Raw genomic sequence first — 23,921 nt, 5'->3', positions numbered from 1 at the left:
CCTCCAGTTATTGCAAAACCTTTCGCATCGCCTCCACGGCCTGTTCCACCCCTTCATCATCAACCCAGTAATGGGTGACCATGCGGAAGCGCCGCTCTCCTGCCAGACCAATCTTTACTCCTTCAGCCGCCATGCGTTGGACAACTGTGCCCCCATCCAGGGGAACAGCATCGCTCAGGTGGGCAAAGACCATGTTGGTGGCCGGAACGGGGTTTTCCACAATCAAGCCGGGAACCTCTCTTAAACCCTGGGCCAGCTGGCATGCTCGCCGATGATCTTCAACCAGCCGCCCGGTCATTGTCTCCAGGGCAACGATTCCTGCCGCAGCCAGAACTCCCGCCTGTCGCATTCCGCCGCCCAGTTGTTTTCGAATGCGACGCGCCCGGGCAATGAACTCTCTGGAACCGCACAAAACGGATCCAACTGGCGCACACAACCCTTTACTCAGGCAAAAGGTGATCGAATCGGCTTCACGCGTCAGCGCCTGCACCGGCAGGCCAAGGGCCGCCGCCGCATTGAAAATGCGCGCCCCATCGATATGCAGGTGTAAACCCAGCTTACGCACCAGGTCACCCACCTGGCTTAAGTAATCTGGCCCAAGGACCGTCCCCCCGCACCGATTGTGCGTGTTTTCCAGCACCAGCAACCGGCTGACCGGATAATGGGGATCATCGGCTCGAAAGGCCGCCGCAATATCTTGCAACGCCAGGCTTCCATCGGGCTGATTCGGCAACACATAAGCGTGCACCCCTCCCAGAGCGGCGCTGCCACCGGCTTCAAACAAAAAGGTATGGGATAGGTTCCCCAGAATCATCTCATCTCCGCGATTGCAATGGGTTAAGACCGCAACCAGGTTGCCCATCGTTCCCGAAGCTACGAAAAGCCCCGCCTCTTTGCCCATTTTCTCAGCGGCCAGAGCTTCCAAACGGTTAACGGTGGGGTCTTCTCCCATGACGTCATCTCCCACCTCGGCACTGGCCATTGCGGCGCGCATTTCAGGGGTGGGCTGGGTAACAGTATCGGAACGCAAATCCACCAGTTTCATGCTGCAGTTTCTTCCTCCCCATCTTTCAGATCATTAACGACGTTGACGTAGCATGTGCAAAACCTTCTCAAGTTCTTCCGGTAGCGGTGAAACAAAAGTCCGCGCTTCCGGCTCTCCAGGAAGCTGGATGGTAAGCCGCGAGGCGTGAAGAAAATGTCTCCCAAGCGGCAAACTGGGGCGCTTCCTCCCGTATACCTCATCTCCTACCACCGGGCAGCCAAGGAATGACAGATGCACCCGGATCTGATGCGTCCGCCCGGTATGGGGATGGACCTCAAGTAGAGTATGCTCAGGAAAGGACTCCAGGGTAAAGTATTCGGTCACCGCTTCTCGCCCCTCACCCTCTCTGACGGCGGCCATTTTCTTCCGGTTTACGGCATCCCGGGCAATAGCCACCTCGATTCTTCCCTCAGGGGTTGGTGGCCGCCCGTCTACCAGCGCCAGATAAACCTTGCGCACCTGGCGCCGTCGGAACTGTTCCTGCAACCAGCGATGAGTTCGGTCGTTTTTAGCCATCAAAAGAACCCCCGAGGTGTCCTTATCCAGTCGGTGAACCACCCCGGGCCGGCGCTCACCACCGATTCCTTCCAATTCGGGCACATGCGCCAGCACCGCATTCACCAGCGTTCCCTGTTCGTGCCCCGCAGATGGATGCACCACCATTCCCGCTGGTTTGTTAATCACCAGGAAATCATCGTTCTCAAAAAGGATTTCCAGCGGGATATTTTCCCCTGCCAGAGTGCTGGGCTGGGGCGGTGGCACTTCCACCTCCACCCGATCACCCATAGCGATAGCAAAGCTGGGCTTCACCACCACCTTTCCATTCACCTTCACCAGGCCATCCTGAATGAGCTGTTGAAGGCGCGCCCGGCTATACTCAGGCAAACAGACCGCCAGATACTTATCCAGACGGCCTGCTTTTTCCTGTGTGCACTCCAGCTGGAAATGTTGCGGATCCATCTTAGACGATATGGGGGTCTCCTGTGGGCGGGTCGGCCTCGCGCCGGGCCGATTGACTTTTTTCTTTTCTCTCCTGCAGGTACACACCCAGCAGTAAGATGATCACCCCAATGGTGATGCTCGAGTCAGCCACATTAAATACCGGGAACGTGCCCACGGAGATAAAATCGGTCACGTGCCCAAGCGTCAGCCGGTCGATCAAATTCCCCACTGCGCCCCCCAGTTGAAGCCCCATGGCCAGACGCAGGCTCCAGTCAGACGCAGGAACCCGGGGGTAGAAGTAAATGATGGCGAGTGCGACCAGAATGGCCAGGATCATAAAAATATCGCCTTTTCCCTGAAACAGGCCAAAGGCCACGCCGCTGTTATACCAGTGGACAATGCGGGCATAAGGGGTCAACCATGGCCAGGGTGACCATATCTCCCCCAGGGCAAGGCTCTGACGAACCAGGGCCTTGGTGAACTGATCAAGGACAATAATCCCCCCAGCAATACAGATCAAGATCAGGTAATTGCGCACAAAATTCTTCAAAGAGACGCCTCCAGGACGGTTGCCCCTCCATTTTACCAGAGAAAAGCAGATGCGCAGGACAACCTCTGATGCAATCAGAAGCGCCTGCCCCTGGGTGGAGAACCTGCACATCCTTGAAATTCAAAAGAATCCGCACCCAGTCACATTCTGCGCGATCGGGGGTTTCTCCCCACCAGATTCCAATCACCCGGGCCGCCTGCCTGAACCAGTCGATATGCCAGTGAGGGGCGATGGGCGACCGCAAATGATGCATCAAGCGGGCGTGCAATCCGCCACGCCCACGCGCACTGCCCACATAGAAATACCCTCCCCGTGGAAAATAAAACTTCCCCAGCCGCCCCATCTGAAGCACCCGGTCAGCATCCAGATCCAACAGGAGCACGTAGGTTCCCCGGGTAGAAGGGAAGTTACTCACGGTATCTGAACCAGAAAATCCAATTGATGCGCCACGAAGATTAACGCTCCGCGCTTCACCTGTTGCTGGCGTAAATTCAACCATCGGGACAGCTGCCGGGGGTCGATTTCTGCTCTGGCTCCCAGCGATTGTTCAAAGAAATGGAAAATAGACTGCAAAAAATAGACCTCTTCCGGGGTATATCCCCCGCCTTTCGGGTAAACCACCCAGTCCGAACTGCCGGCTTCCAGAATATTCAACCCGGCATCTCTTAACCAGTGGAAAAGCCGCCGACCAGTGCGGCTATCTCCCGCCCCACGTTCGTCCATTGTGCGGTGATAAGTCTCAAGAATCAACCGATCAAGCTCAGGATCAATCTCCGGCTCGAAGATGGTCACACCATCGAAATTGAGAGGAAGATACAGCAACCCACCCGGGGCGACCAGATCCTTCAGGAAGGGCAGAAGCACCGGAACATCCACCAGATCCAGAAAGGCGCTGGCCACAATTAAATCCCAGCGGCGTGTCTCACGCACACGCCCGATGAAGTTCTCCACCGTCTCAGGGAAAAATTCGATCTGAAAGATGTTTTGCTCACCGTGAAGGAAAAGCCGTCGATCGTCGGTGATAACCTCCAGCCCCTGGCGTGCGCCCCAGCGGTTGAGGGCTGCCATTCCATACAGCACATTCTCTAACTGCTCATCGACCAGGCTGTATTCAACATGAAACAACGCCCCCCATTCCACCATGCGCGTGAACATCGTGCCGATTCCACCCCCCAGTTCGAGTACCCGGAGCATCGGAGCCCCCTCAAGCGCCGAAAGACGCTCCACCAGCGCCTGCCACACCCCCAGGTTCAGCGCGCGGTCATCAACACCACGTTTAGCCGCCAGATACCTCGGAAAAGAGAAGTCCATCAACCCTCATTGTAGCATGAGGGGTTTACCTCCGGGGATCAAAGAAGCATTCAGAGAATCCTTTACGAAAAATCAGCCGGGAATCGCCCCTCATTAATCTTGCCCAGGCGTGCCGGGTGATACGTGAAAATAATGGCCCGGCGTGGCGTGGAACTGCGGTTCAGATCCGAGAAATGAAGCAGGTAGGGATCAAAGAAAATCATCTCACCGGCTCTGAGCGGCACGGGGACGGCCTGCCGGGTATCCACGTAAGCCGGATCAACTTCAAAACGGCTGCCGGAGCGGAAGGGCAGGATGGGTTTCCCGATATGACTCCCGGGGATCACCTGCAGGCAGCCGTTGGTAGCATCGGCCTGATCAAGGTAAATGAAGCAGGTCACCAGCAGGTCTGTATGCGCCCGCCAGCAACAGACCCAGTCCTGGTGCCATGGATAAGGCGACCCGCCGGGGAGCTTAAGGTTGAGTTTGTCCTCGAAGAGATCCACCGGTTCACCGAAGATCGCACCGACCTGTTCGGTAATCTGTGGAGAAAAGGCCAGGTCTCGGAACAACGGACTCAGGTCAGAAACCGGCTCCAGTTTCCGAATTACCCGCTCCATTCCCTTTCGGTTTTCCCCGGATAGATGATCCACTTCCCATTCAATGCGCCGGGAATAACGCTCTCGTTCCTGATAGCAAAGCGCCATTAATCGGTCAGCTTCGGCACGCAATGCAGAAAGGTGACCCTCTGAGATGACCGCCGGAGCGGTGAGATACCCATCTTTTCGATACCGCTCCACATCCACCTGAACAGCCTCCGGGAACATACCTGACCTCCAATAAGACTATTTAGATATATTATATAGCAAAATATCCCTCAATCAAAGCCGTACTCCTCCGTGATCTTATTCCCGCTCAAAAAAGAAATAGCGCCGTTTCTGGCGCTATTTCTTAAGCATGTAAAGGATGGCGGCTTAATAGGTGATCACCCTTGGCAGCTTTTTCGCTTCTGCCACCCATTCGGCCACCTGCGCCTGGGTGGGCATCCGGCGAACCAGCTTTTTGGCTTCATTCACCTCCACCATTTTTGCGTAAAGGTTTTCCGGATTGCGCTGAGACAGTTCAACCACCGTATCCACCCCGGCGGCTTCCAGAAGATCTGAATATTCTTGCCCGATACCCCTGACGCGGTAAAGATCGGCGCGGTTAACCCATTTCAGGATTAAATCCGGGCTGATGCCCGTCTTTTCCGCCAGCTCCTTCCGTCCCTTTGGAGAAGCTCCGGCTTCAAGCAACGCCTCGACGGTACCAATCCCTGCCGCCTTAAGTTTCGTCGCGTACGCCTCACCAATTCCTTCAATATCTACGATTGCAGTCATGGATGCTTTCCTCCCGGTTGTGTTGGCATCTTCCATTTAGTGTCCCAGAAGACCGCCCAGGTTTTTCATTACATCCTGAGCACTCCCCCCACTGCTCAAGAGACCCTCCAGCTGATTCGCGATTGGAGGTGGAAGTTTTTCCTTGAGAAATTTCATCACCACTTCCACGGCCATTTTTGCCTTCTCCGGAGGTAGCCCTGTCTTTTCAGAAACCAGCCTGACCAGCTCGTCCATTGACACCCCTTTCTTCTCGATGAAAAAAATAAACTTTCTATATCAAGTATATCACATCGAGAATTTTTACCAAAAAAGATCAGGGAGATTTCCCCACGCAGATTAACCCGTTCGTTCACCGTCAATCATCCCATCGGTGCTTGACAAGCCCATCAGGCATCATCATAATGATAAAAAACCGGCAACCTGCCATGCCATGACCGAAGGAGATACCAATGGCAACTGTGCGTGATTTACTGGAAGGAAAGGGTTACGATGTCTGGACGGTTTCGCCCGCCGATAGCCTGCGTCAGACGCTCCGACTGATGGCCGAGAAGCAGATTGGCGCGGTGCCGGTGATCGAAGGTGGTAAAGTGGTGGGAATCTTCTCCGAGCGCGATTTTGCCCGCCACGCTGTGGACTTTACCGACTGTCTCGACCTGGAGATCCCTGTCAGAACCCTGATGACTCACCCGGTGTATTATGTAAGCCCGGAACAAACCATTGACGATTGCATGGCTGTGATGACGGCTAAAAAACTCCGCCATCTGCCAGTGCTGGAAAATGGACAGCTGATCGGCCTGATTTCCATTGGAGATGTGGTCAAGCACCTTCTGGCCGACAAACAGAACACCATTGACCTCCTTGAACACTTCCTCTGGGTCAACCTTATTTAAGGTTCTTCTCCTTTCTGACCACCGGAAGCCACCCCCGGCCTTTCATGTCGGGCGACCTGAAACCGCCCCCGTTCACCTGTTATAATCAGGGGGCATGAACACCATTCTTCAACCGGCCCGTTTCTCTTCGGCGTTCGAAATCGAGGTGTACATCCGCCCTGTAGATGAGCAACAGGACTGGCAGGCCCTCGACCATGGCCCGGGTATCTTCCACATTCCCCCCGGCCATGAAGTAATGGTACGTGTGAGGCGCATGGATGACCATCTCCTGCGAGAACTGGTTTCTGAATTGGCCGGTCTCCCTTTTCTCACCGCTCTAAACCTTTCAGAAAACCGCAACATCACCGATGCAGGCCTGGCCTACCTGCACTCCCTGACCCATCTCACCAGCCTGAATCTCAGCTCCTGCCGAATCACCGACTCGGGGTTAGCCCATCTGTGCGCCTTACCTCACCTGGAGTCGCTCAACCTGGCCTACTGCAACCGTCTCACCGATGCCTGCCTCAAACACATCCGTGCCATGCCACGCCTGCGCTACCTCGACCTTTTGGGCTGCCTGAGCATTACCCATGCCGGGCTCTCGCGGCTGGGCAGGCGTAATCTGACCATTCACAGGTGATCTCTGCAGAAGAATCCCCCAATGCAACTCCTGTTAGCCGTATGATTTTCCCCATCTCTCTATTAATCATGATCGATCCATCTGCCCCCACCCAACCCGTACCTGTAGACGATCCTCTCAGCCATCTCCAACGGGTTCGGGTTCAACGCCGCGCACCAGTGCGCCGGCACAGGCGGGGACTCTCTGGTTGTTGCAGCGGAGTGCTGCTTGGTTTGCTGATCATCTTCTTCGCGCTGACTGCCGCCTACCTGCTGTTCCCGGCCAACACCCGCCTCCTTCTCCTCGGGGTTGACCGCGCCCCCGATGGCAGTTTCACCGGGCGTACGGATACCATCATGCTCCTCCAGGTGAACCCTCTCCAGCCCAGAGTCGCCCTGCTTTCTATTCCCCGCGATCTGTGGGTACCTATCCCCGGCGTGGGAGAAAACCGGATTAACACCGCTCATTTCTTTGCTGAGGCCAGTCAACCGGGAAGCGGCCCGCGTGCTACCGAACAGGTTATCGAAGCCAATTTTGGTCTCGCGGTTCACTATTATGCCCGGATACGGTTTGAAGGATTTCAGAAAGTGGTGGATGCCATGGGCGGAGTGACGCTGGAGCTCAAGGAACCCATGGGAGGGCTACCCGCAGGTCGTCACCACCTGAACGGTGCCCAGGCCCTGGCATTTGCCCGCGACCGCAAAGGCACCGACGACTTCTTCAGAATGCGCCAGGGACAGGTCATCCTCATTGCCACCGCGCGCCAGCTTCTCCATCCCCTCACCTGGCCGCGTTTCCCCGCAATCATCGCCACCTTTTTCGATTCTATCGATACCAACCTTCCCATCTGGGAATGGCCGCGGATCGGACTGGCGTTAATTCGCGCCGGTATGGATGGTATTGACCATCGCACCATCTCGCGCGAGATGGTTACCCCCTTTACCACCGATCAGGGGGCTCAGGTGCTCTTACCCAACTGGGAAGCCATTCGCCCGATGATTCGGGAAATGTTCGGTGACCGATAAGCATTCAGCGAAGGAGTTCACGCCGTGAAAAAGCACGTCATTCCCGCCCTGTTCGTTTGCTCCATAGTATTGCTGACCGCCTGCGGTGTTTCATCTACACCATCAACTGCCTCCTCTCCTGAGAATCGCTTCCTGCCAGCCATTGAAAGTCAATCTACCCCGGCCGACATTCCGCCTTCTACCTCCCGGGAACAGTCATATCCGGTCGGCACCCCGGTACCTGAGGGAGAGGAAGCCTACCCGCCAGCTTCTGAAAGGGGAGAGGCCCCCGCATACCCACAGCCTGCTGCTCCCGCCTCCTTTACTCCCTATGCCTCCGGTACAACCACCGGTGTAGAAGCCGTCGACCGGGTGCTGGCGGCTTTTACCACCGGCAACCTTTCCTCCCGTCAGAGTCTCATCAGCTTTCTGGCCGCACCCTGCACCCGTGAGAAGGGCCTCACTCCGCTCCCCCAGTGTGTTGCCAGTGAAAGTGAAGCGACGCTCGTGGAGGGCCTCCCCATTCTTGGCCCCGAAGGCTCCTTCCTGCGCCGTTCTGAGGTACCGGCTGACTTCTTCGCAGGCGATTTTCACCTGGTTGCTGTCTATCGGATAAAGCCCGAAGCCCTGCAGGAGACCTACACCCCCTCCGGCCAGTATGGGATTGTGCTGGCTCAATCTCGCGCCCCGGGCTCCGTTACCTTCATCACCCTGCGAGTCAACGAAAGCGGGATCGTTCGGGTCGATATCGACCGCGACCATCCCGCGTCAGATTTTGCCGATGCCGGGGATTTTCTGCTACCCCCTCAGCCATAAACCGCCTCAGGCGGGTTTATGGCCGTTGTTTCGGTTTTTCTCCCAGGTTTCGTCATCGATCAGGGTCACCACCCGGAATGATTCGGCATAGGCCATCTCTTTTCCCCTGGCCCGCTCCGCCGCCCATTTTCGGATCATCTCCGCCGGGTCCCAGTCTCCCATCTGGCTTTTATGCGCCCTCAGCGCTTCAATCTTCACCTCGATGGTTTCTTCGATGTTAACAAAAAGATCGCTGTTTTCCCAGGCAGTTACATAAACCTTCCGCACTTTATGCGCTTTAAAGCCCTCCTCCTCAATTTCCTGGAAGAGGTGAGGCTGGCCTGCCGCCGGGAAAACCGCATCCAGCGCGGCCAGTGACGCCGCCCGATGATCAGGATGATTAATATAGTTTTCTCCCGCCCAGACCACAGTCGGATCACCGGTCACCACCACTTCCGGGCGGAAACGCCGGATCTCACGCACCAGTTTCTTCCGTAATTCGAGGGAGGGCACCAGTAAACCATCCGGCTCGCGCAGGAAAACCACTTCGCTCACCCCGGTAATTTCCGCCGCCCGGCGAGCTTCGTTTTCGCGAATTTCGGCAGCCTTCTGCCGCGACATGCCTTCTTCGGCAATTCCAACATCACCACTCGTGCATAATACATAGCTAATTCGCGTTCCCGCGCGTGCCCAGCGTGCCATCGTGCCCGCACAGGAAAACTCAATATCATCAGGATGCGCCACAATTGCCATAGCGCTTTCTGGAACATAAAACGTTTGACCCATAAAAAACACACCTCCTGAAGGTTAGTTCGATGATTCTAATCCTTCTGGAAGAGAAATTCAAATCGAAGAACCCGCCAGAAAAAGGAACACATCTTCCAGACTGGCCCGGGTTGTATGGATCTCCACTTCCTCTATCCCATGCCTGGAAAGCTCGCGTTGAATGGTCTCCGGGGTGATCTCTCGCTCGCTGACGGCTCGAAGGTAATCGCTTGAAAGTCCCACCCGCCTGATCCCCGGCATTCTCTCAAGAACACGGAACGCCTCCATGAGAGAGGGGGTATGCACCTCCCAGACTTGTCCGGGCAGGGTGGCTTTCAGGTGCTCCGGCGAATCCATGGCCAGCAGACGCCCCCCCTGCATGATACCCACCCGCTGACAGTACTCCGCCTCGTCCATATAATGTGTGGTCACCATCACTGTGATCCCTGTGGCCGCCAACCGGTAAATAACCTCCCAGAAATTCCGCCGCGTCACCGGGTCTACCCCGCTGCTTGGTTCATCTAAAAAGAGAAGTTGGGGCTGATGAATAATCGCCACCCCTAATGCCAGCCGCTGGCGCCATCCCGACGAAAGCACTGCAACCCGTTCATTTTGTAACTGCTCCAGTTCAAGGTTCGAGAGGGTCTCCTCCACCCGGCCGTTTTTCCGCACTCCATAAAGGCCACCGTAGAATTCCAGATTCTCTCGCACGGTCAGTTCATGATAAAGGGCGAACTTCTGCGACATATACCCCACCCGCCCCCGGATTTTATCCGCCTCTCTGTCCGTGTTGTAGCCCAGCACCTCTGCCCGGCCTTCACTGGGTCGCAGCAACCCCAGCAACATGCGCAGGGTGGTCGTTTTCCCTGATCCATTCGGCCCCAGATACCCCACCACTTCACCGGCCTCAACCGAAAAACTGACGTGATCCACGGCAGTGAATGAACCAAAACGGCGCGTCAATCCATCGGCTCTGATCACCGGCGTCATAAGAACCCCTCGCTCAGAGCGATAAAAACATCTTCCAGTAATGGTTCTACTTCACCCAGGTGAACAATCTGCCCCCCTTCAGCTTCCACCCCCCGGATGATCTTCTCCACAGCCTCCTGTCGGTGGTGCGGATCCAGCAGAAGGTGCAGGCGATCTCCAAAACGCTGAGCCGAAAGAACCCCGGTTGTCTGGCTCAGCACACGTTGGATCACCTCATCTGGAGCTCCGCTCAACTCCATAACGCGCCCCGCAAGGAGCTGACGCAACGACCGGGGTGTCCCCTCCATAACGAGACGTCCCTCACGCAAAAACCCCACCCGGGTACAGCGTGTGGCCTCATCCATATAGGGAGTACTCAATAACACCGTGATATGCTCTTCGCCCACCAGCCGAATAATTAACTGCCAGAAATCCTGACGGGTAAGCGGATCAACCCCGGTTGTAGGCTCATCCAGCAAGAGTACCCTGGGTTGAGCAACCAGAGCCACCGCCAGACTTAATTTCTGCTTCATCCCTACGGAAAGGTGTCTCGCCAGCCTTCCGGCGAACGGTTCCAGCCCGACAAACGCCAGAATCTCGGCGCTCCGTTTATGCCAGGCCCCACCCGGAAGCCCGCGCACTTCAGCGAAGAACTGTAAATTCTCTTCCACGGTAAGATCGTCATAAAGAGAAAAATGTTGCGAAAGATACCCCACATGCCGCCGCGCCTCTTCAGGGCTGCGCTCCATCGCCACTCCGGCTATTTCTACCTGGCCAGCAGTTGGCCTGAGCGCCCCGCACAACAAACGAATGGTGGTGGTCTTGCCAGCACCATCCGGCCCTACCAGGCCATAAATTTCCCCCGGCCTCACCTCCAGGTCCAGGTCTACCACGGCAGGCCTGTTACCGTAAGATTTACCCAGCTTCCAGGTACGAATCATTCCAGCAACCCGCGCTTTCCCTTCGTCACCACCTATTCTCCCCTCTATTTAAACTCCACATCAGCGGGCATTCCGGCTTTCAACTTCCCGCCGCCATCCTCCAGTGATAACCGCACCGCAAAGACCGTGGAAGTACGGCTGGCCTGTGTTTGCACATTCCTTGGGGTAAACTCGACCCGGTCGGAGATAGATAGAACCTTCCCCTGGAAAACCTCTCCAGGGAAGGAATCCACCCGTATCTCCACTTGCTGGCCCGGGGTTATTCTGCCAAGATCAGTTTCTGGCACATAAACCGTGAGAGTCAGTGAACCTTCTCGCCCAAGGGTTAAGATCACCGATCCCGGAGCCGCAAACTCTCCCGGTTGAAACCCCCGCGTCAGCACCACGCCATCCACCGGCGAAGTGAGGGTATATTTTTCCTTCTGCGCATCCAGCAACGCCAGAGATGCCCGTGCTGAGTCCACCTGCGCCCTGGCTGCCGCCACCTGCTCACGGGCGGCGCGGATTTGTTCTGGCCTCGCGCCTGCCCGAACAAGATCATACTGAGCCTGAGCCGCCTCCAGTCCAAGAGCCGCCCTGTCTACCTGTTGTTTTAATGCCTTTCCATTCGCGGTTTCTCTCAGGGCTTCCGGCAGGTCATCATAAGCCTGCCGGGCAACATCCAGCGCAAGCTGAGCCTGAGCCACCCCCGCCTGAGCCACACGCAGTTGTTCCTCCGTAGGCCCGGCTTCGAGCGCCTCCAGGTTCGCCTGGGCTGCCCTAGCATTGGCTTCCGCGGCCTGCAATGCCGCTTCTGCCTGTGCCCGCTGGGCGTCCAGAACGCGATGATCCAGGGTAACCAGTACATCACCGGCTTTTACCCGCGCCCCCTCATCCACCAGAATTTCAGTCAGCCTTCCGGCTACCTCTGGAGAAATACGCACCTCTTCCCACTCGATACTCCCTGAGGCTCGAAGAACCCCTCCAGCACCAGAAGCCCGGCTTACTAAAAAAGCCACAAACACACCCATTAGAATCAGCATGACGAGGAAAGGAGCATAACGCGGAGCCTTGTGCATTTTGAGCCTCCTGAGGATTAATCTAACCGTTTTCGATACCGTATCGCAGCTCCCGTCATTACGACCAGAGCAAAAACCGAAAGCGCCAGCACCTCTGGCCAGATCGCCGCCAGCCCCACCCCTTTCAGTACAATGCCACGCACGATGATCAGAAAATAGCGCAGAGGCACAAGATAACTGATCCATTGCAAAATCCTGGGCATGGCCGCAAGCGGGAAGAAAAATCCCGAGAGAAAGATAGATGGCAGCACAGTGAACATGGTCGTCAACATGGCTTCTTGCTGGGTGTGCGCCACAGTTGAGATCAACAGCCCGATCCCAAGCGTCGTCACCAGAAAGAGGGCCGCCAGGCCCAGCAAGAGGCCCAGGCTCCCATTAATGGGCACTTTGAAGAACAACACCCCGGCGCTTAAAACTTCCAACGTATCGAAGAATGCGATGAAGACATACGGCGCCAGTTTTCCCAGAATCATCTCCCAGCGGCGGAGCGGAGTCACGATCAGTTGCTCAATGGTGCCACGTTCTCGTTCGCGGACAATCGAGGTGGCCGTCAGCAAGGTGGTCAGAAATTGCAGGATCATTCCGATCATCCCCGGAATCATGTAATGAGCACTCTCCATGCCGGGGTTATAAAGAACCTGCGTGCGCACCTCAAGCGGCATATCAAGGCCACTCCCCTGGCCCACCCGATTCATGCGCATGGCCAGGACCCGGGTGGAATAGGCCTGGCCGATCAGGTTGGCTGCGGCCAGCGCAGTGCTCGCCACGGTCGGGTCAGAGCCATCCAGAATGAAAGCCACCTGAGCGTTGCGTCCGCCGGTCAGGTGATCCGCATAGCCCGGAGGAATGATCATCCCGGCTCGCGCCTGATTGCTATCGATGAGCGAGCGAATTTCCTCTTCAGAAGAAACAAAGAAATCGAGATGAAAATAATCCGCCGTACGAAAAGCATCCAAAAAACGACGCGACTCTGCCGAGCGATCCTGGTCCAGTACAGCCAGAGAGATATTTTTAACATCGTTCGTGGCCGCGTAACCCAGCAGGAATAGCATGACCAGGGGGAAGACGAAGGTCAGTGCCAGCGTGCGTGGATCACGCACGATTTGAATGAATTCTTTTCGAATAAGGGACACAAGCCGCAAATTAACCATGCGCCCTCCGCGAGGGGTCATCATCAGCCAAAATCCCGAACAGGAAAATATCCACAAATTCTTCCCTGGCCTTCTCGCGGTTAAGCTGCCCCCTGACAAACGAGGGAAGGAACCGGTCGGTCACCACCAGAGAGAAAAACAACCCCGCAAAAGCCCTGGCCAGGTTAAGAGGGGTGATCTCGCGATACCTGCCTTGGCAGTGTTCGAATTTCGCCCCAAGCTGGCTCAGCATGGGCAGCGCCTTCAGCGCCATCTGCTCAAGATGTTTCCCATTGAACTCGACCAGCTCAATGAACATTAGGTTGAAAAGGTCTTCTCTCTTCTCCAACTCCCTGACAATCCGCTCCGCCGCATTGCGAAAGACCTCAGCACAGGTCTCTCCCTCTGCATCGAGCAGAAGAGGGAGAATCTCATGATAAGGATGATACCGATCGAAGACCTCTTCCCAGATCATTTCTTTACCTGCGAAATGAGCGTACACCCCACCGATGGTCAGCCCGGCTCCTCTGGCAATTTCACGCACCGATGTGGCTGCAAACCCCTTCCGAATAAACAGGGAATAGGCTGCCTGTAGAATTCGCTCGCGGTTTTCTTCGCCTCTGGCAGGAAGAGGTTCGAGCATGGTCCCTCTCTTATTCGAAAATTAATAACGAACGTTCGTTTTAATTATAAGGAAATTTAACCTCCAGTCAAGAGATTCTTCCGGTTACCGGATTGCTTTTTTCCCTGTGCCAGTATAAGATGAGGGCATTCGGAGGAAAAATGTCCCTGACACCCGCCGTAGCTGATGCTTTGATTGGCGCATTGCTTGCCGCTTTCGATTTGCCCACCCTGCGCCGGATGATGAGGGAGCAATTCAACCTCGATCTCGAGACGATCACTTCCGCCACAGAGCTGGATAAGGTCGTCACCAGTCTGGTGCAGGTCGCCGATGCAGAAGGCTGGTTGGTGCAGTTGATCACCGCCGCCCGCAACACCTACCCTCATGACCCCCGATTGCAGGCCGCGGCTGACCGGCTCGGATTAGCTCCAAGCCTGGTAGCCGCTGTGCGGCCCAACCCCTTACGCCGCCGCGCTTATTCCGACTCCAGCCTCGAAAAAATCATCTCCGGAACCAACAGCCTGCTGGACATTGCCGAATGGCGCTCGCGCCTGAGCGAGATTGAGTTTCAGGTCTGCCGTCTCGAAATCAGCAGTCAGCCGGTGGGAACAGGTTTTCTCATCGGCGCAGACCTGTTAATGACCTGTTACCACGTTGTCGAGAGCCTTCTACACGGCGAAGACTCTCCCCGAGACCTGCTTGCCAGGTTCGATTTCAAAATCTCCCGGCGGCAGACAGTGGCCAACCCGGGGCGAACTTTCCCTCTGGATTCAGACTGGCTTTACGACTTCAGCCCCTACAACCCCGCTGAAGTTCAGGATCCTGCCCATGCTCTGCCCTCTACCGAAGAACTTGATTACGCCATCCTTCGGCTCGGCAACCACCCCGGCAATCAGCCGGTGAGTGAGCAAGCCATGGAAGATCGTCCCCGCGGATGGATCCACCTTACCGACCGCGATTATCCCTTTCTACCCGGTAGCCCTCTTTTCATTGTGCAACACCCGGAAGGCGCCCCTCTAAAGCTGGCCATGGACACGGAAGCTATCCTCGGATTCAACGCTAACCAGACACGGGTTCGATACCGTACCAACACCGAAAAAGGGGCCTCAGGTTCGCCCTGCTTCAATAATCAATGGCAACTGGTTGCCTTACATCACAGCGGAATTGTCAACTTTAATGAAGGCATTCCCACCCACCTCATCGCCGCATTGCTTAAACAACACGGAAAGTGGCCTCTTCCGGGTAGCGCCTCCCCATCTTGAATTGCCTGTATTTTTTGTCCGGGCGCCAGCGAGGTTACCCCTGCTTTCTGCAGTATGCGAATTTTACAGTACCCCCGCCAGTACAGCCAGAACCACCCCTCCAGCCACCACACTCCCCAGCTGGCCTGCAGCATTGGCTCCCATGGCATGCATCAACAGGAAATTTTCGAAATCTTCCTCCGAGATAAAACGCTGAACAATCCGCGCCGACATCGGGAACGCGCTGATCCCTGCCGCGCCGATACACGGGTTGAACCTGCCACCTGAAAGAAAATTCATTAACTTGCCAAATAACACTCCGCCGACCGTGTCCAGGGCAAACGCAAGCAGTCCCAGCCCGAGGATATACACGGTTTGCAGTTTCAAAAAAGCCTGACCTTCCATGGTCGAACCGATCACCAGACCCAGGAAGAGGGTCACCAGATTGGCCAGCTCGTTTTGCGCTCCGCGGCTTAAACGCTCTACCACCCCCGATTCTCGTAACAGATTTCCAAACATCAACGTCGAGATCAGTGGAGAGGCCTTTGGCACCAGCAAAGACACCAGTACGGTCACCACAATGGGAAAAAGAACCCGCACCGTATGCGAGACCGGCTTCATCGTGTAAGGCATTCGGATGCGTCGTTCGCGCCGTGAGGTCATCAGACGCATGATGGGAGGCTGAATGATGGGCACCAGCGACATATAACTGTAGGCCGTCACCGTAATCGCCGGAAGCAGGTGCGGCGCCAGTTTACTGGAGACATAAATCGCCGTCGGGCCGTCAATGGCGCCGATGATCCCAATCGAAGCCGCCTCATTGAGGCGGAACCCTGCCAGCAGTGCCAGCATCAACGTCATGAAAATACCGAACTGGCCAGCCGCCCCCAGCAATGCCATGCGCGGGTTCTCCAGAAGCGGCCCGAAATCCGTCATTGCCCCAATGCCGATAAAGATGAAAAGAGGAAACAATTCGGTACGTATGCCTGCATCATAAAGAATCTTGAGAAACCCTCCAGGCTCAGTTACTCCGGTAAGTGGCAGGTTGGCCAGCAGAGCACCAAAACCAATCGGCAAGAGCAGGTTGGGTTCAAATTCGTATCTGATCGCCAGGAAAATAAGAATCCCTCCCACCCCCAGCATCACAAAATTCTGCCAGGCCAGTTCACGAAAAGCTTCCAGTAAAATGCTTAAGTTGGAGAGGTTCATTCTCTCACCCTAGTCCGCGAATCGGAACAACACATCCCCATAATTTACCCGCTGTCCTTCCTGCACCTCAACACTCGCAAGGGTACCTTCGCGCGGCGATCGAATGGCATTTTTCATTTTCATCGCCTCAAGTGCGCAAAGTTGCTGGCCGTAGACCACCCTGTCTCCCGCTTTTACAGCGATATTTAAAATCACCCCTGGCATGGGAGCCGTCAGCACGTTCCCCGATAACATGGAACTGGCAGGTACCGGTTTGGGCGAAGAAGCCTGCTCGGGTGGCGCCACTGGCGAGGGTGGAACCGCTACCGAAGTAGAAACCGCGCCCGTCGGGCTCACTGTAACCTCATATTCCCGCCCATTTACCCTCACCTGAAGCGGCGAGGAATGCAAATCATTTACTTCAACCTCAAAAGGTTTTCCGTTAATGGTGACCGTAATTCGCTTCATTTCTTGATTCCTTAGCGTGATTGCAACCGGTTGTGCCTGGCAGCCTGACTGTGGAGTGACCACCATGGCCCTTTTCCTTCGTTCAATGCCTCTCCCAGCCCTCCCTGTCTTTGAGACTGGAAGGATAACAGGGCCACCGCAATAGCTGCAGCCACCTCACTTTCTTCTTCCTGAGCCATCACCTCGGCCTTCTCTGGCTCATCGGGAGCTTCTCTTGAAGACACTTCCACCTCCCCATTTTCTCGTTCTGGAAAGAGCTTTTGCAAACCGATCATGATCAGGACGAACACCCCCAGCGCCGTGAAGGTGATCAGAATCCCTAACAGACTGACCTCAAGCCCCTGAATGGTTTCGCTCATCCGCCTGCTCCATCCAACGGTTTCATACCGGCATACAGCCGTGTTTCTTGGCTGGCAGGGTTGATTGTTTATCCCTCAGCAGCTCGAGGGCGGCGATCAGCCGGGGACGGGTTTCAGCAGGGAGGATGACATCATCCACAAAACCATGGGCCGCCGCCCGATATGGATTGGCAAATTTCTCCCGATATTCTGCAACCAGCCGGGCGCGTTCGGCCTCCGGGTCAGGATGCGCCCGAATTTCCCGACGGAAAAGGATGTTGACTGCACCCTCTGCTCCCATAACCGCAATTTCTGCTGATGGCCAGGCATACACCAGATCGGCATGAATATGCTTGCTTCCCATCACAATATATGCCCCGCCGTAGCCTTTCCGGGTCACTACCGTCAGTTTGGGAACCGTAGCCTCAGAATAAGCATACACAATTTTCGCCCCATGTCGGATGATGCCCCCGTGTTCCTGAGCCACACCCGGCATGAACCCGGGAGAATCAGACAAAGTGATCAACGGGAGATTAAACGCATCGCAGAATCGGACAAAGCGGGATATTTTATCGGACGCGTCAATGTCAATCACTCCCGAAAGATGCATGGGCTGTTGAGCCACCACTCCCACCGCTTGACCGTGCAACCGGGCAAAGCCCACGATCGCATTCTGGGCGTAGCTGGCATGCACCTCAAAGAAGCTACCCAGGTCGAAGATCCTCTCAATCGCCACTTTCATGTCATACGGCATGGACGGATCTTCGGGCACCAGGGTATTCAGCGTGGCATCCATCCGCCAGGGATCATCTGTGGGCACCACTGCGGGGGGTGGTTCGGTATTGTTGGATGGAAGGTAACTGAGGATACGCCGCACGGTTTCAAAAGCTTCTTTTTCACTTCCCACAGCAAAATGGGCCACTCCGCTCAGGCTGGCGTGGGCTGCCGCCCCTCCCAGGGTCTCCACATCGACCTCTTCCTGCGTCACCGTTTTAATGACTTCAGGCCCGGTGATGAACATGTTGCTGATGCCCTTCGTCATGATGATGAAGTCCGTCAATGCTGGCGAATAGACGGCCCCGCCCGCACATGGCCCCAGCATAACGCTGATCTGTGGAACCACACCAGAAGCCAGAGTATTCCGGTAAAACAGTTCGCCGTAGGCCGCCAGGCTGAAGATCCCTTCCTGAATCCGCGCACCCCCGCTATCCTGCAAGCCGATGACCGGAACTCCGGCATCCATGGCCAGATCCATGATTTTTGCCACCTTCTGGCCGGCCACCTCGCCGAAAGACCCGCCTAACACGGTGAAGTCATGGGCATACACACAAACCCGGCGCCCCTGGATCTTTCCGAACCCTGCAATTAACCCGTCACCCGGGAACCTTGATTTTTCCAGCCCAAAATCAGAATGACGATGGAGCATGAATGCGTCCACTTCCTGAAATGACCCTTCATCCAGCAGGGCCAGCACCCGCTCACGGGCAGTCATTTTACCCCGCGCATGCTGGGCATCAACGCGTTCTTTTCCACCCCCTTCAGCGAGTTTCCTGCGCGATTCCTGCAGCAAACGCAGCGACTCTGGCTGAGCTTCATTTTCCAATCCGGTAGCATTGGGGTCCGGCACTTCAAATTCGGTCATTCAACATCTCCCATAGGAATACAAATCACATTGAGAGGGAAACTTTCTTCTCCGTTATGGAGTTTACCCGAATTATCCGACAATTCAAGCGAACAATCTGCCAGGATTTTCTGCCTTTTGTCACATCCGAAGGACGGGTATACCATGCATGATCCGGAGTTTTCCGAATTTAAGGAAATTTCCCGGCTTAGCTGAAAGCCGGGAAGCCAGTAACACACAGACAGCACCCGCCATCTACCCAAGGAGCCGTCTGGCAATTTGCTGCCAGGTAGAGGTGACCGCCGCTGGAGCAGTAACCTGATGTTCGGGTTTGCTGATCTGCCCGGCAAAGTACTGGAACATCTCGCAAACTGGCTCATTGGGCCTTCCAAATACCACGGGCTGTCCGAGATTAATCGCATCCACGAACAAATCGGGCGTGTAGGGAATGACCAGCATCAACGCGTTCTTTTCCACCCCCTTCAGCGAGTTTCCTGCGCGATTCCTGCAGCAAACGCAGCGACTCTGGCTGAGCTTCATTTTCCAATCCGGTAGCATTGGGGTCCGGCACTTCAAATTCGGTCATTCAACATCTCCCATAGGAATACAAATCACATTGAGAGGGAAACTTTCTTCTCCGTTATGGAGTTTACCCGAATTATCCGACAATTCAAGCGAACAATCTGCCAGGATTTTCTGCCTTTTGTCACATCCGAAGGACGGGTATACCATGCATGATCCGGAGTTTTCCGAATTTAAGGAAATTTCCCGGCTTAGCTGAAAGCCGGGAAGCCAGTAACACACAGACAGCACCCGCCATCTACCCAAGGAGCCGTCTGGCAATTTGCTGCCAGGTAGAGGTGACCGCCGCTGGAGCAGTAACCTGATGTTCGGGTTTGCTGATCTGCCCGGCAAAGTACTGGAACATCTCGCAAACTGGCTCATTGGGCCTTCCAAATACCACGGGCTGTCCGAGATTAATCGCATCCACGAACAAATCGGGCGTGTAGGGAATGACCAGCTCCAGCTGTCGGTGTAATGCCGATTCGATCTTCTTCCGCGGCAACCAGCGTCCTTCAAAGGTGTGGTTGAGCACGAATTTGATCTTCTCAGGCGGGTATTCCAGCCGACTGTAGGTATCCAGCGCGGCAACAGCGGCGCGTACCGACGCCAGTTCAGGAGCCAGCATGACCACAATCACATCTGCGGCGTCCAGCATTTGCAGGGTCACACCACTGTAATCATGGGGTAAATCAAGAACGATGTATTCATACCGCCCGCGGAGCAGAGAGAAGGCCCTCTCAAACAATTCAGGGGTCAGCAACTCTGCCTCCGAGGGATAGGTGGGAGCGGCGATAAAATTCAGGCCGCTTTCATGAGTACCCACAATTGATCCCAGTGCATCACAATCTAATTCCTCCGGTTTGATATGAGAAATATCGGCCCAGGTACGTTTGAGAGAGGCATCCAGCATCAAAGCTACCTGCCCGGCGGTGAGCACCAGGTCGAGGACAATCGTATTCGCCGACCATAACTTCTGAAGGGCGATTCCCAAATTCACTGCCATGCTCGAACACCCCGTTCCCCCACGCAGACTGTGAACGGCAATCACCTGATTCTTAATCTCTTGCTGGGCCGTCAGCAAGGGTTGTACTGAACGAAGCATTTCTGAGCGCCTCAACAGGACCCCCAGCCTGGCCACCAGCTCCGCCGGCTCAAACGGCTTGGCCATGTGATCATCGGCCCCGGCCTCGAATGCTTCCAGCTTATTGGACAATTCAACCTGGGCTGTCAGAATAAGAATAGGCACATGCACCAGGCGCGGGTCGCGTCGAAGCCTCCGCGTTACCTCGTACCCGCTCATGTTGGGCATCATCACATCACAAATAATAATATCAGGCGGGTTGGCCAGGGCCGCCTGCACCCCCTTTTCTCCATCATCTGCAAAAGTAACTTCAAGCCCCAGAGGCTCAACAGCACGTTCGATCATCCTCTGGTAAAGTTTTTCATCATCGATGACCAGTAAACGTTTCATCATTCCTCCTGTTTCAGGCCACCTGATGCCGTCCAAGGTATTCTCTGATCTTCGGAAGCATGACTTCCATTTTCTCAATTAACGGAATCACGTCCTGGAAGGTATTTGACCTGGCCCGCATTTCAATCTCTCGCGCGGTTTCCGTAAGCTGATCCATACTGAAAGCAGCCGCGGCGCCTTTCAGGCTGTGCGCCAGGTGTTGAAGCCCTGTAGCATTCCCCGATTGAACGGCATCACGCATCTGCACACAACCGGCTTCCAGCTGGCGTGAAAACTCCTCCAGCATTTCGAGAAGAAATGCCATGTCATTGCTGAAGCGCGGTAGAGCACTTTTCAGGTCAAGCCACCGCTCCTCACCTTCATCATGAACGGGTTCGACCGGTACACCCGTTATTGATTCACTTTCGGGTGGTTGACCTGCACGCGGCACCCACCGCTCCAGGGTGGTCATCAATTCTTCCTGTTGAATGGGCTTTGAGATGTAATCATCCATGCCTGCGTCCAGACACCGCTCACGGTCGCCCTGCAAAGCATGCGCAGTGACGGCAATAATCGGCACGTGTTTCCCTTCGGCTTCCTGCTGACGAATTCTCCTCGTTGCCTCCAGACCATCCAGCTCGGGCATCTGTACATCCATCAACACCACATCGTACTGACCACTCGTGGCCGCCGCAACCGCCTGTACCCCGTTTTCCACCACATCCACAGAATAACCGGATTTTTTTAGCAGAATGACCGCCAGCTTCTGATTCACCGGATTGTCTTCGGCCAGCAAAACCCGTAAACCCGGCCGGCGATTCTCCTGCAAGGTGTGGCGTGTGACCAGTTGCTGGGTCTGCGGGTGAGGTTTTTGCGATTGCCGGAGCACCGTCAGAACCGCTTCGATCAAATGGGACTGTTTGATGGGTTTCACAAGGTATCCGCCACAGCCCATTTCTTCCAACCGGCCAGCATCTCCGCGCTGCCCCATGGACGTGAGGATGATTACTTTCACATCGCGGATGATCGGATCGGCCTTGATCGCGGCCAGGGTCTGCTCCCCATCCATGACCGGCATCTGCATATCCAGTAACACCAGCCGGTAGGGATCACCCAGCCTTACTGCGCCACGGAGGGCGTTGAGCGCATCTTCACCTCGCTCCACCACATCGATGCGGCAACCATACGGCTCAAGCATCTTTTCCAGGATGATGCGGTTGGTGGCATTATCATCAACCCCCAGGATGCGTATTCCCTCCAGCTCCACAGGAATGGGAACTTCTGGCTCAACCTGCGAGAAGCTCCTGCCAAAGCGGGCAGTAAACCAGAAGGTACTCCCTTTCCCAACTTCGCTCTCCACCCCGATCTCTCCCCCCATCATTTCCACCAGCTGGCGTGAAATTGCCAGCCCCAGTCCCGTGCCGCCATACTGGCGGGTGGTGGAACTATCGACCTGCATAAATCGTTCAAAAATGATCCCAAGCCGGTCTTTAGGAATTCCAATGCCTGTATCACTCACCGTGAAAAGGAGCGTGACCTGATCTTCCGTCTCCGATTCGAGCATCACCCGAATCACCACCTCTCCCTGGTGGGTGAACTTGATGGCATTGCCTACCAGATTGACCAACACCTGCCGCAGCCTGCCAGGGTCACCCCGCAACCGGGAAGGAACATTATGATAAATTAAACAGGCCAATTCCAGACCCCGCGCTTCAGCCCGTTGGGCCATGATGGTTGCCACGCCCTCCACGGTGGTGCGCAGATCAAAATCAATCGTCTCCAGGGTCATCCGACCGGCCTCAATCTTGGAGAAATCGAGGATGTCATTGATCAGGCTCAATAGAGCATCGGCGCTCTGACGGGCAGTGTCAAGGTAATCGGCCTGATCTTCAGAAAGCTCTGTCCCCTGTAATAGTTCAAGCATCCCGATGATCCCGTTCATGGGGGTGCGGATCTCATGGCTCATATTAGCCAGGAAGTTGCTCTTGGCCATATCTGCCGCCTCGGCCGCCTTACGGGCACGCTGCAAGTCCGATACATCGTGGTAAATCGCCAGAGCTCCCACCCTTTGCCCCCCGACGATTACCGGCACTGCATGGAGTTCCACGTCCAGTACTCTCCCATCCCGGGTCTGGCGCTGGGTAAACACATGCAGAGTGCCTCCCTCCACCACAGTTTTTGAATACTGCTCCGATTCAGGGAGCATCTCTGCTGGCACAATGAGAGAGTTAATATCTTTGCCCACCGCTTCTTCCAGGCGATAACCGAACAATCGCTCAAACGCTGGATTAAACGTGACAATCCTCTCTTCCAGATCAAGAGTCACGATCGCCACCGGGCTGTTTTCTACCAGCGCCTCGTAAAACTGCCGCTGGCGAGAATTCTCCCTCTCTCGTTCGACCAGCTCGGTAACGTCGCGCACCACATAGATTTTTCCCTCCGAGCCATCTTCACGACGCACGTCGAACACATTGACATCGAAATACCCACCCAGCATCGGGAAAACGATCTGTCGCCCGATAGGCATGAGGCGCCCATCATCCACCCCATAGAAGAAACCCTGGATGGGTTTCCCGATCACCTCCTGGAAAGTGGTTTGGAACGCCCGCGCTACCGCCAGGTTACAGCGTACGATCCGATCCTGCGCATCGACCAGCAGAATCAAATCCGACACGGCATCAAAGATCGTCTCCCATTCCTTTTTCGCCCGGCTGATAATCGCTTCAATCCGCTTTCGCTCCTGGATCTCAGCCGCCAGCTCTGCATTGACCTGAGCCGTCTCCACGGTGCGCTCTCTTAACTCCACCTCCATGTTCTGCGAAAGGCGCATCAGTGTCTCTTCTCTTCGGCCAATGTACCAGGAGTAGAAACCAAGCACCACAGGAGCCAGTTCAATAATCCAGATGAGGGGATTCTTTTGTATTTCTATAAAGTGATTCACGGTGAAGGGCAAACGTCGAACCAGTGCCCATTCTACAATCCATGCAACCAACGGGAAAAGAAGACCCACCAGGGCACCTCTTACCGCGCGTTGTAACGCATGATTCCATCCTAGCTTCCAGCGCATGCAGGC

26 protein-coding genes are annotated in these 23,921 nt (G+C 55.4%); 5 read left to right on the top strand and 21 right to left on the bottom strand.

Features of this window, described 5'->3' with window-relative positions; genetic code table 11:
- Positions 1 to 7: 7 nt before the first annotated feature.
- The 8 genes from ltaE to ATHL_RS02445 form a co-directional block, all read right to left on the bottom strand.
- The gene (ltaE, locus tag ATHL_RS02480; protein ID WP_062189419.1) at positions 8 to 1,045 is read right to left on the bottom strand and encodes a low-specificity L-threonine aldolase; all 1,038 of its coding nucleotides are present in this window, start codon (positions 1,043 to 1,045) and stop codon (positions 8 to 10) included.
- 33 nt (positions 1,046 to 1,078) lie between these two features.
- Positions 1,079 to 2,005 (bottom strand): RluA family pseudouridine synthase, encoded by a 927-nt coding sequence (locus ATHL_RS02475; protein WP_062189417.1) that lies wholly within the window; start codon positions 2,003 to 2,005, stop codon positions 1,079 to 1,081.
- A 1-nt stretch (position 2,006) separates the two neighbouring features.
- Entirely contained in the window at positions 2,007 to 2,537 is a 531-nt protein-coding gene (lspA, locus tag ATHL_RS02470; RefSeq protein WP_162787556.1) for a signal peptidase II, read from the bottom strand.
- Complete coding sequence (locus tag ATHL_RS02465; protein ID WP_162787555.1) at positions 2,473 to 2,952, bottom strand: GIY-YIG nuclease family protein; 480 nt, start codon at positions 2,950 to 2,952, stop codon at positions 2,473 to 2,475. Before ATHL_RS02465 ends, lspA begins: the two co-directional genes overlap by 65 nt.
- Positions 2,949 to 3,848 (bottom strand): methyltransferase domain-containing protein, encoded by a 900-nt coding sequence (locus ATHL_RS02460; protein WP_062189413.1) that lies wholly within the window; start codon positions 3,846 to 3,848, stop codon positions 2,949 to 2,951. Before ATHL_RS02460 ends, ATHL_RS02465 begins: the two co-directional genes overlap by 4 nt.
- A gap of 62 nt (positions 3,849 to 3,910) precedes the next feature.
- Positions 3,911 to 4,654, bottom strand: coding sequence for a phytanoyl-CoA dioxygenase family protein (locus tag ATHL_RS02455; RefSeq protein WP_062189411.1), 744 nt, complete (start codon positions 4,652 to 4,654; stop codon positions 3,911 to 3,913).
- A 147-nt stretch (positions 4,655 to 4,801) separates the two neighbouring features.
- Entirely contained in the window at positions 4,802 to 5,206 is a 405-nt protein-coding gene (locus tag ATHL_RS02450) for a DUF4332 domain-containing protein (RefSeq protein ID WP_062189409.1), read from the bottom strand.
- A 36-nt stretch (positions 5,207 to 5,242) separates the two neighbouring features.
- Positions 5,243 to 5,440: a DUF2267 domain-containing protein gene (locus ATHL_RS02445; RefSeq protein WP_062189407.1), complete on the bottom strand. Its 198-nt coding sequence runs from the start codon at positions 5,438 to 5,440 to the stop codon at positions 5,243 to 5,245.
- A 215-nt stretch (positions 5,441 to 5,655) separates the two neighbouring features.
- On the opposite strand from ATHL_RS02445, the gene ATHL_RS02440 reads away from it, so the two are divergent.
- The 4 genes from ATHL_RS02440 (at position 5,656) to ATHL_RS02425 (ending at position 8,514) form a co-directional block, all read left to right on the top strand.
- Complete coding sequence (locus ATHL_RS02440; protein WP_062189405.1) at positions 5,656 to 6,096, top strand: CBS domain-containing protein; 441 nt, start codon at positions 5,656 to 5,658, stop codon at positions 6,094 to 6,096.
- Between the two features lie 94 nt (positions 6,097 to 6,190).
- Positions 6,191 to 6,715 (top strand): leucine-rich repeat domain-containing protein, encoded by a 525-nt coding sequence (locus ATHL_RS02435; RefSeq protein ID WP_062189403.1) that lies wholly within the window; start codon positions 6,191 to 6,193, stop codon positions 6,713 to 6,715.
- 41 nt (positions 6,716 to 6,756) lie between these two features.
- A complete protein-coding gene (locus tag ATHL_RS02430) occupies positions 6,757 to 7,719 on the top strand; it encodes an LCP family protein (RefSeq protein ID WP_084001118.1) in 963 nt (320 codons plus the stop codon).
- A gap of 24 nt (positions 7,720 to 7,743) precedes the next feature.
- On the top strand, positions 7,744 to 8,514 hold the full coding sequence (locus tag ATHL_RS02425) for a hypothetical protein (protein WP_062189399.1): 771 nt from the start codon (positions 7,744 to 7,746) through the stop codon (positions 8,512 to 8,514).
- Positions 8,515 to 8,520: 6 nt separating this feature from the next.
- Here the strand turns inward: ATHL_RS02425 and ATHL_RS02420 are convergent, their stop codons facing one another.
- Genes ATHL_RS02420 through ATHL_RS02395 form a run of 6 tightly spaced genes read right to left on the bottom strand, consistent with a single transcriptional unit; the run spans position 8,521 to position 13,999 of the window.
- Positions 8,521 to 9,279, bottom strand: coding sequence for a PIG-L deacetylase family protein (locus ATHL_RS02420; RefSeq protein WP_201797924.1), 759 nt, complete (start codon positions 9,277 to 9,279; stop codon positions 8,521 to 8,523).
- Positions 9,280 to 9,336: 57 nt separating this feature from the next.
- The gene (locus tag ATHL_RS02415; protein WP_062189397.1) at positions 9,337 to 10,248 is read right to left on the bottom strand and encodes an ABC transporter ATP-binding protein; all 912 of its coding nucleotides are present in this window, start codon (positions 10,246 to 10,248) and stop codon (positions 9,337 to 9,339) included.
- On the bottom strand, positions 10,245 to 11,168 hold the full coding sequence (locus tag ATHL_RS02410; protein ID WP_062189395.1) for an ABC transporter ATP-binding protein: 924 nt from the start codon (positions 11,166 to 11,168) through the stop codon (positions 10,245 to 10,247). The genes ATHL_RS02415 and ATHL_RS02410 overlap by 4 nt, the downstream gene beginning before the upstream one ends.
- A 44-nt stretch (positions 11,169 to 11,212) precedes the next feature.
- Positions 11,213 to 12,226 (bottom strand): HlyD family secretion protein, encoded by a 1,014-nt coding sequence (locus ATHL_RS02405; RefSeq protein ID WP_062189393.1) that lies wholly within the window; start codon positions 12,224 to 12,226, stop codon positions 11,213 to 11,215.
- 17 nt (positions 12,227 to 12,243) lie between these two features.
- On the bottom strand, positions 12,244 to 13,401 hold the full coding sequence (locus ATHL_RS02400) for an ABC transporter permease (RefSeq protein ID WP_201797923.1): 1,158 nt from the start codon (positions 13,399 to 13,401) through the stop codon (positions 12,244 to 12,246).
- On the bottom strand, positions 13,370 to 13,999 hold the full coding sequence (locus tag ATHL_RS02395) for a TetR/AcrR family transcriptional regulator (protein WP_062189389.1): 630 nt from the start codon (positions 13,997 to 13,999) through the stop codon (positions 13,370 to 13,372). Before ATHL_RS02395 ends, ATHL_RS02400 begins: the two co-directional genes overlap by 32 nt.
- A gap of 140 nt (positions 14,000 to 14,139) precedes the next feature.
- Here ATHL_RS02395 and ATHL_RS02390 point away from each other — a divergent pair, with 140 nt between their 5' ends.
- Entirely contained in the window at positions 14,140 to 15,240 is a 1,101-nt protein-coding gene (locus tag ATHL_RS02390) for a trypsin-like peptidase domain-containing protein (protein ID WP_062189387.1), read from the top strand.
- Positions 15,241 to 15,303: 63 nt separating this feature from the next.
- Here ATHL_RS02390 and ATHL_RS02385 read toward each other — a convergent pair whose 3' ends face one another.
- From ATHL_RS02385 to ATHL_RS02360, 7 genes are all read right to left on the bottom strand, one after another.
- On the bottom strand, positions 15,304 to 16,428 hold the full coding sequence (locus tag ATHL_RS02385; protein ID WP_062189385.1) for a sodium ion-translocating decarboxylase subunit beta: 1,125 nt from the start codon (positions 16,426 to 16,428) through the stop codon (positions 15,304 to 15,306).
- A gap of 9 nt (positions 16,429 to 16,437) precedes the next feature.
- A complete protein-coding gene (locus ATHL_RS02380; protein ID WP_062189383.1) occupies positions 16,438 to 16,875 on the bottom strand; it encodes a biotin/lipoyl-containing protein in 438 nt (145 codons plus the stop codon).
- Between the two features lie 11 nt (positions 16,876 to 16,886).
- Positions 16,887 to 17,234 (bottom strand): OadG family protein, encoded by a 348-nt coding sequence (locus tag ATHL_RS02375; RefSeq protein WP_062189381.1) that lies wholly within the window; start codon positions 17,232 to 17,234, stop codon positions 16,887 to 16,889.
- A 22-nt stretch (positions 17,235 to 17,256) separates the two neighbouring features.
- Positions 17,257 to 18,855, bottom strand: coding sequence for an acyl-CoA carboxylase subunit beta (locus ATHL_RS02370; RefSeq protein ID WP_062189379.1), 1,599 nt, complete (start codon positions 18,853 to 18,855; stop codon positions 17,257 to 17,259).
- Positions 18,856 to 19,089: 234 nt separating this feature from the next.
- The gene (locus tag ATHL_RS18730; RefSeq protein ID WP_162787554.1) at positions 19,090 to 19,311 is read right to left on the bottom strand and encodes a hypothetical protein; all 222 of its coding nucleotides are present in this window, start codon (positions 19,309 to 19,311) and stop codon (positions 19,090 to 19,092) included.
- 343 nt (positions 19,312 to 19,654) lie between these two features.
- On the bottom strand, positions 19,655 to 20,872 hold the full coding sequence (locus ATHL_RS02365; RefSeq protein ID WP_084001115.1) for a CpaE/TadZ family protein: 1,218 nt from the start codon (positions 20,870 to 20,872) through the stop codon (positions 19,655 to 19,657).
- Positions 20,873 to 20,882: 10 nt separating this feature from the next.
- On the bottom strand, positions 20,883 to 23,915 hold the full coding sequence (locus tag ATHL_RS02360) for a hybrid sensor histidine kinase/response regulator (protein WP_062189375.1): 3,033 nt from the start codon (positions 23,913 to 23,915) through the stop codon (positions 20,883 to 20,885).
- Positions 23,916 to 23,921 lie beyond the last annotated feature (6 nt).

The sequence above is a fragment of the Anaerolinea thermolimosa genome (assembly GCF_001050195.2).
Lineage (GTDB): Bacteria > Chloroflexota > Anaerolineae > Anaerolineales > Anaerolineaceae > Anaerolinea > Anaerolinea thermolimosa.
The sequence above is the reverse complement of the archived record's forward strand: the minus strand, read 5'-3'. Positions and strand labels throughout refer to the sequence as shown.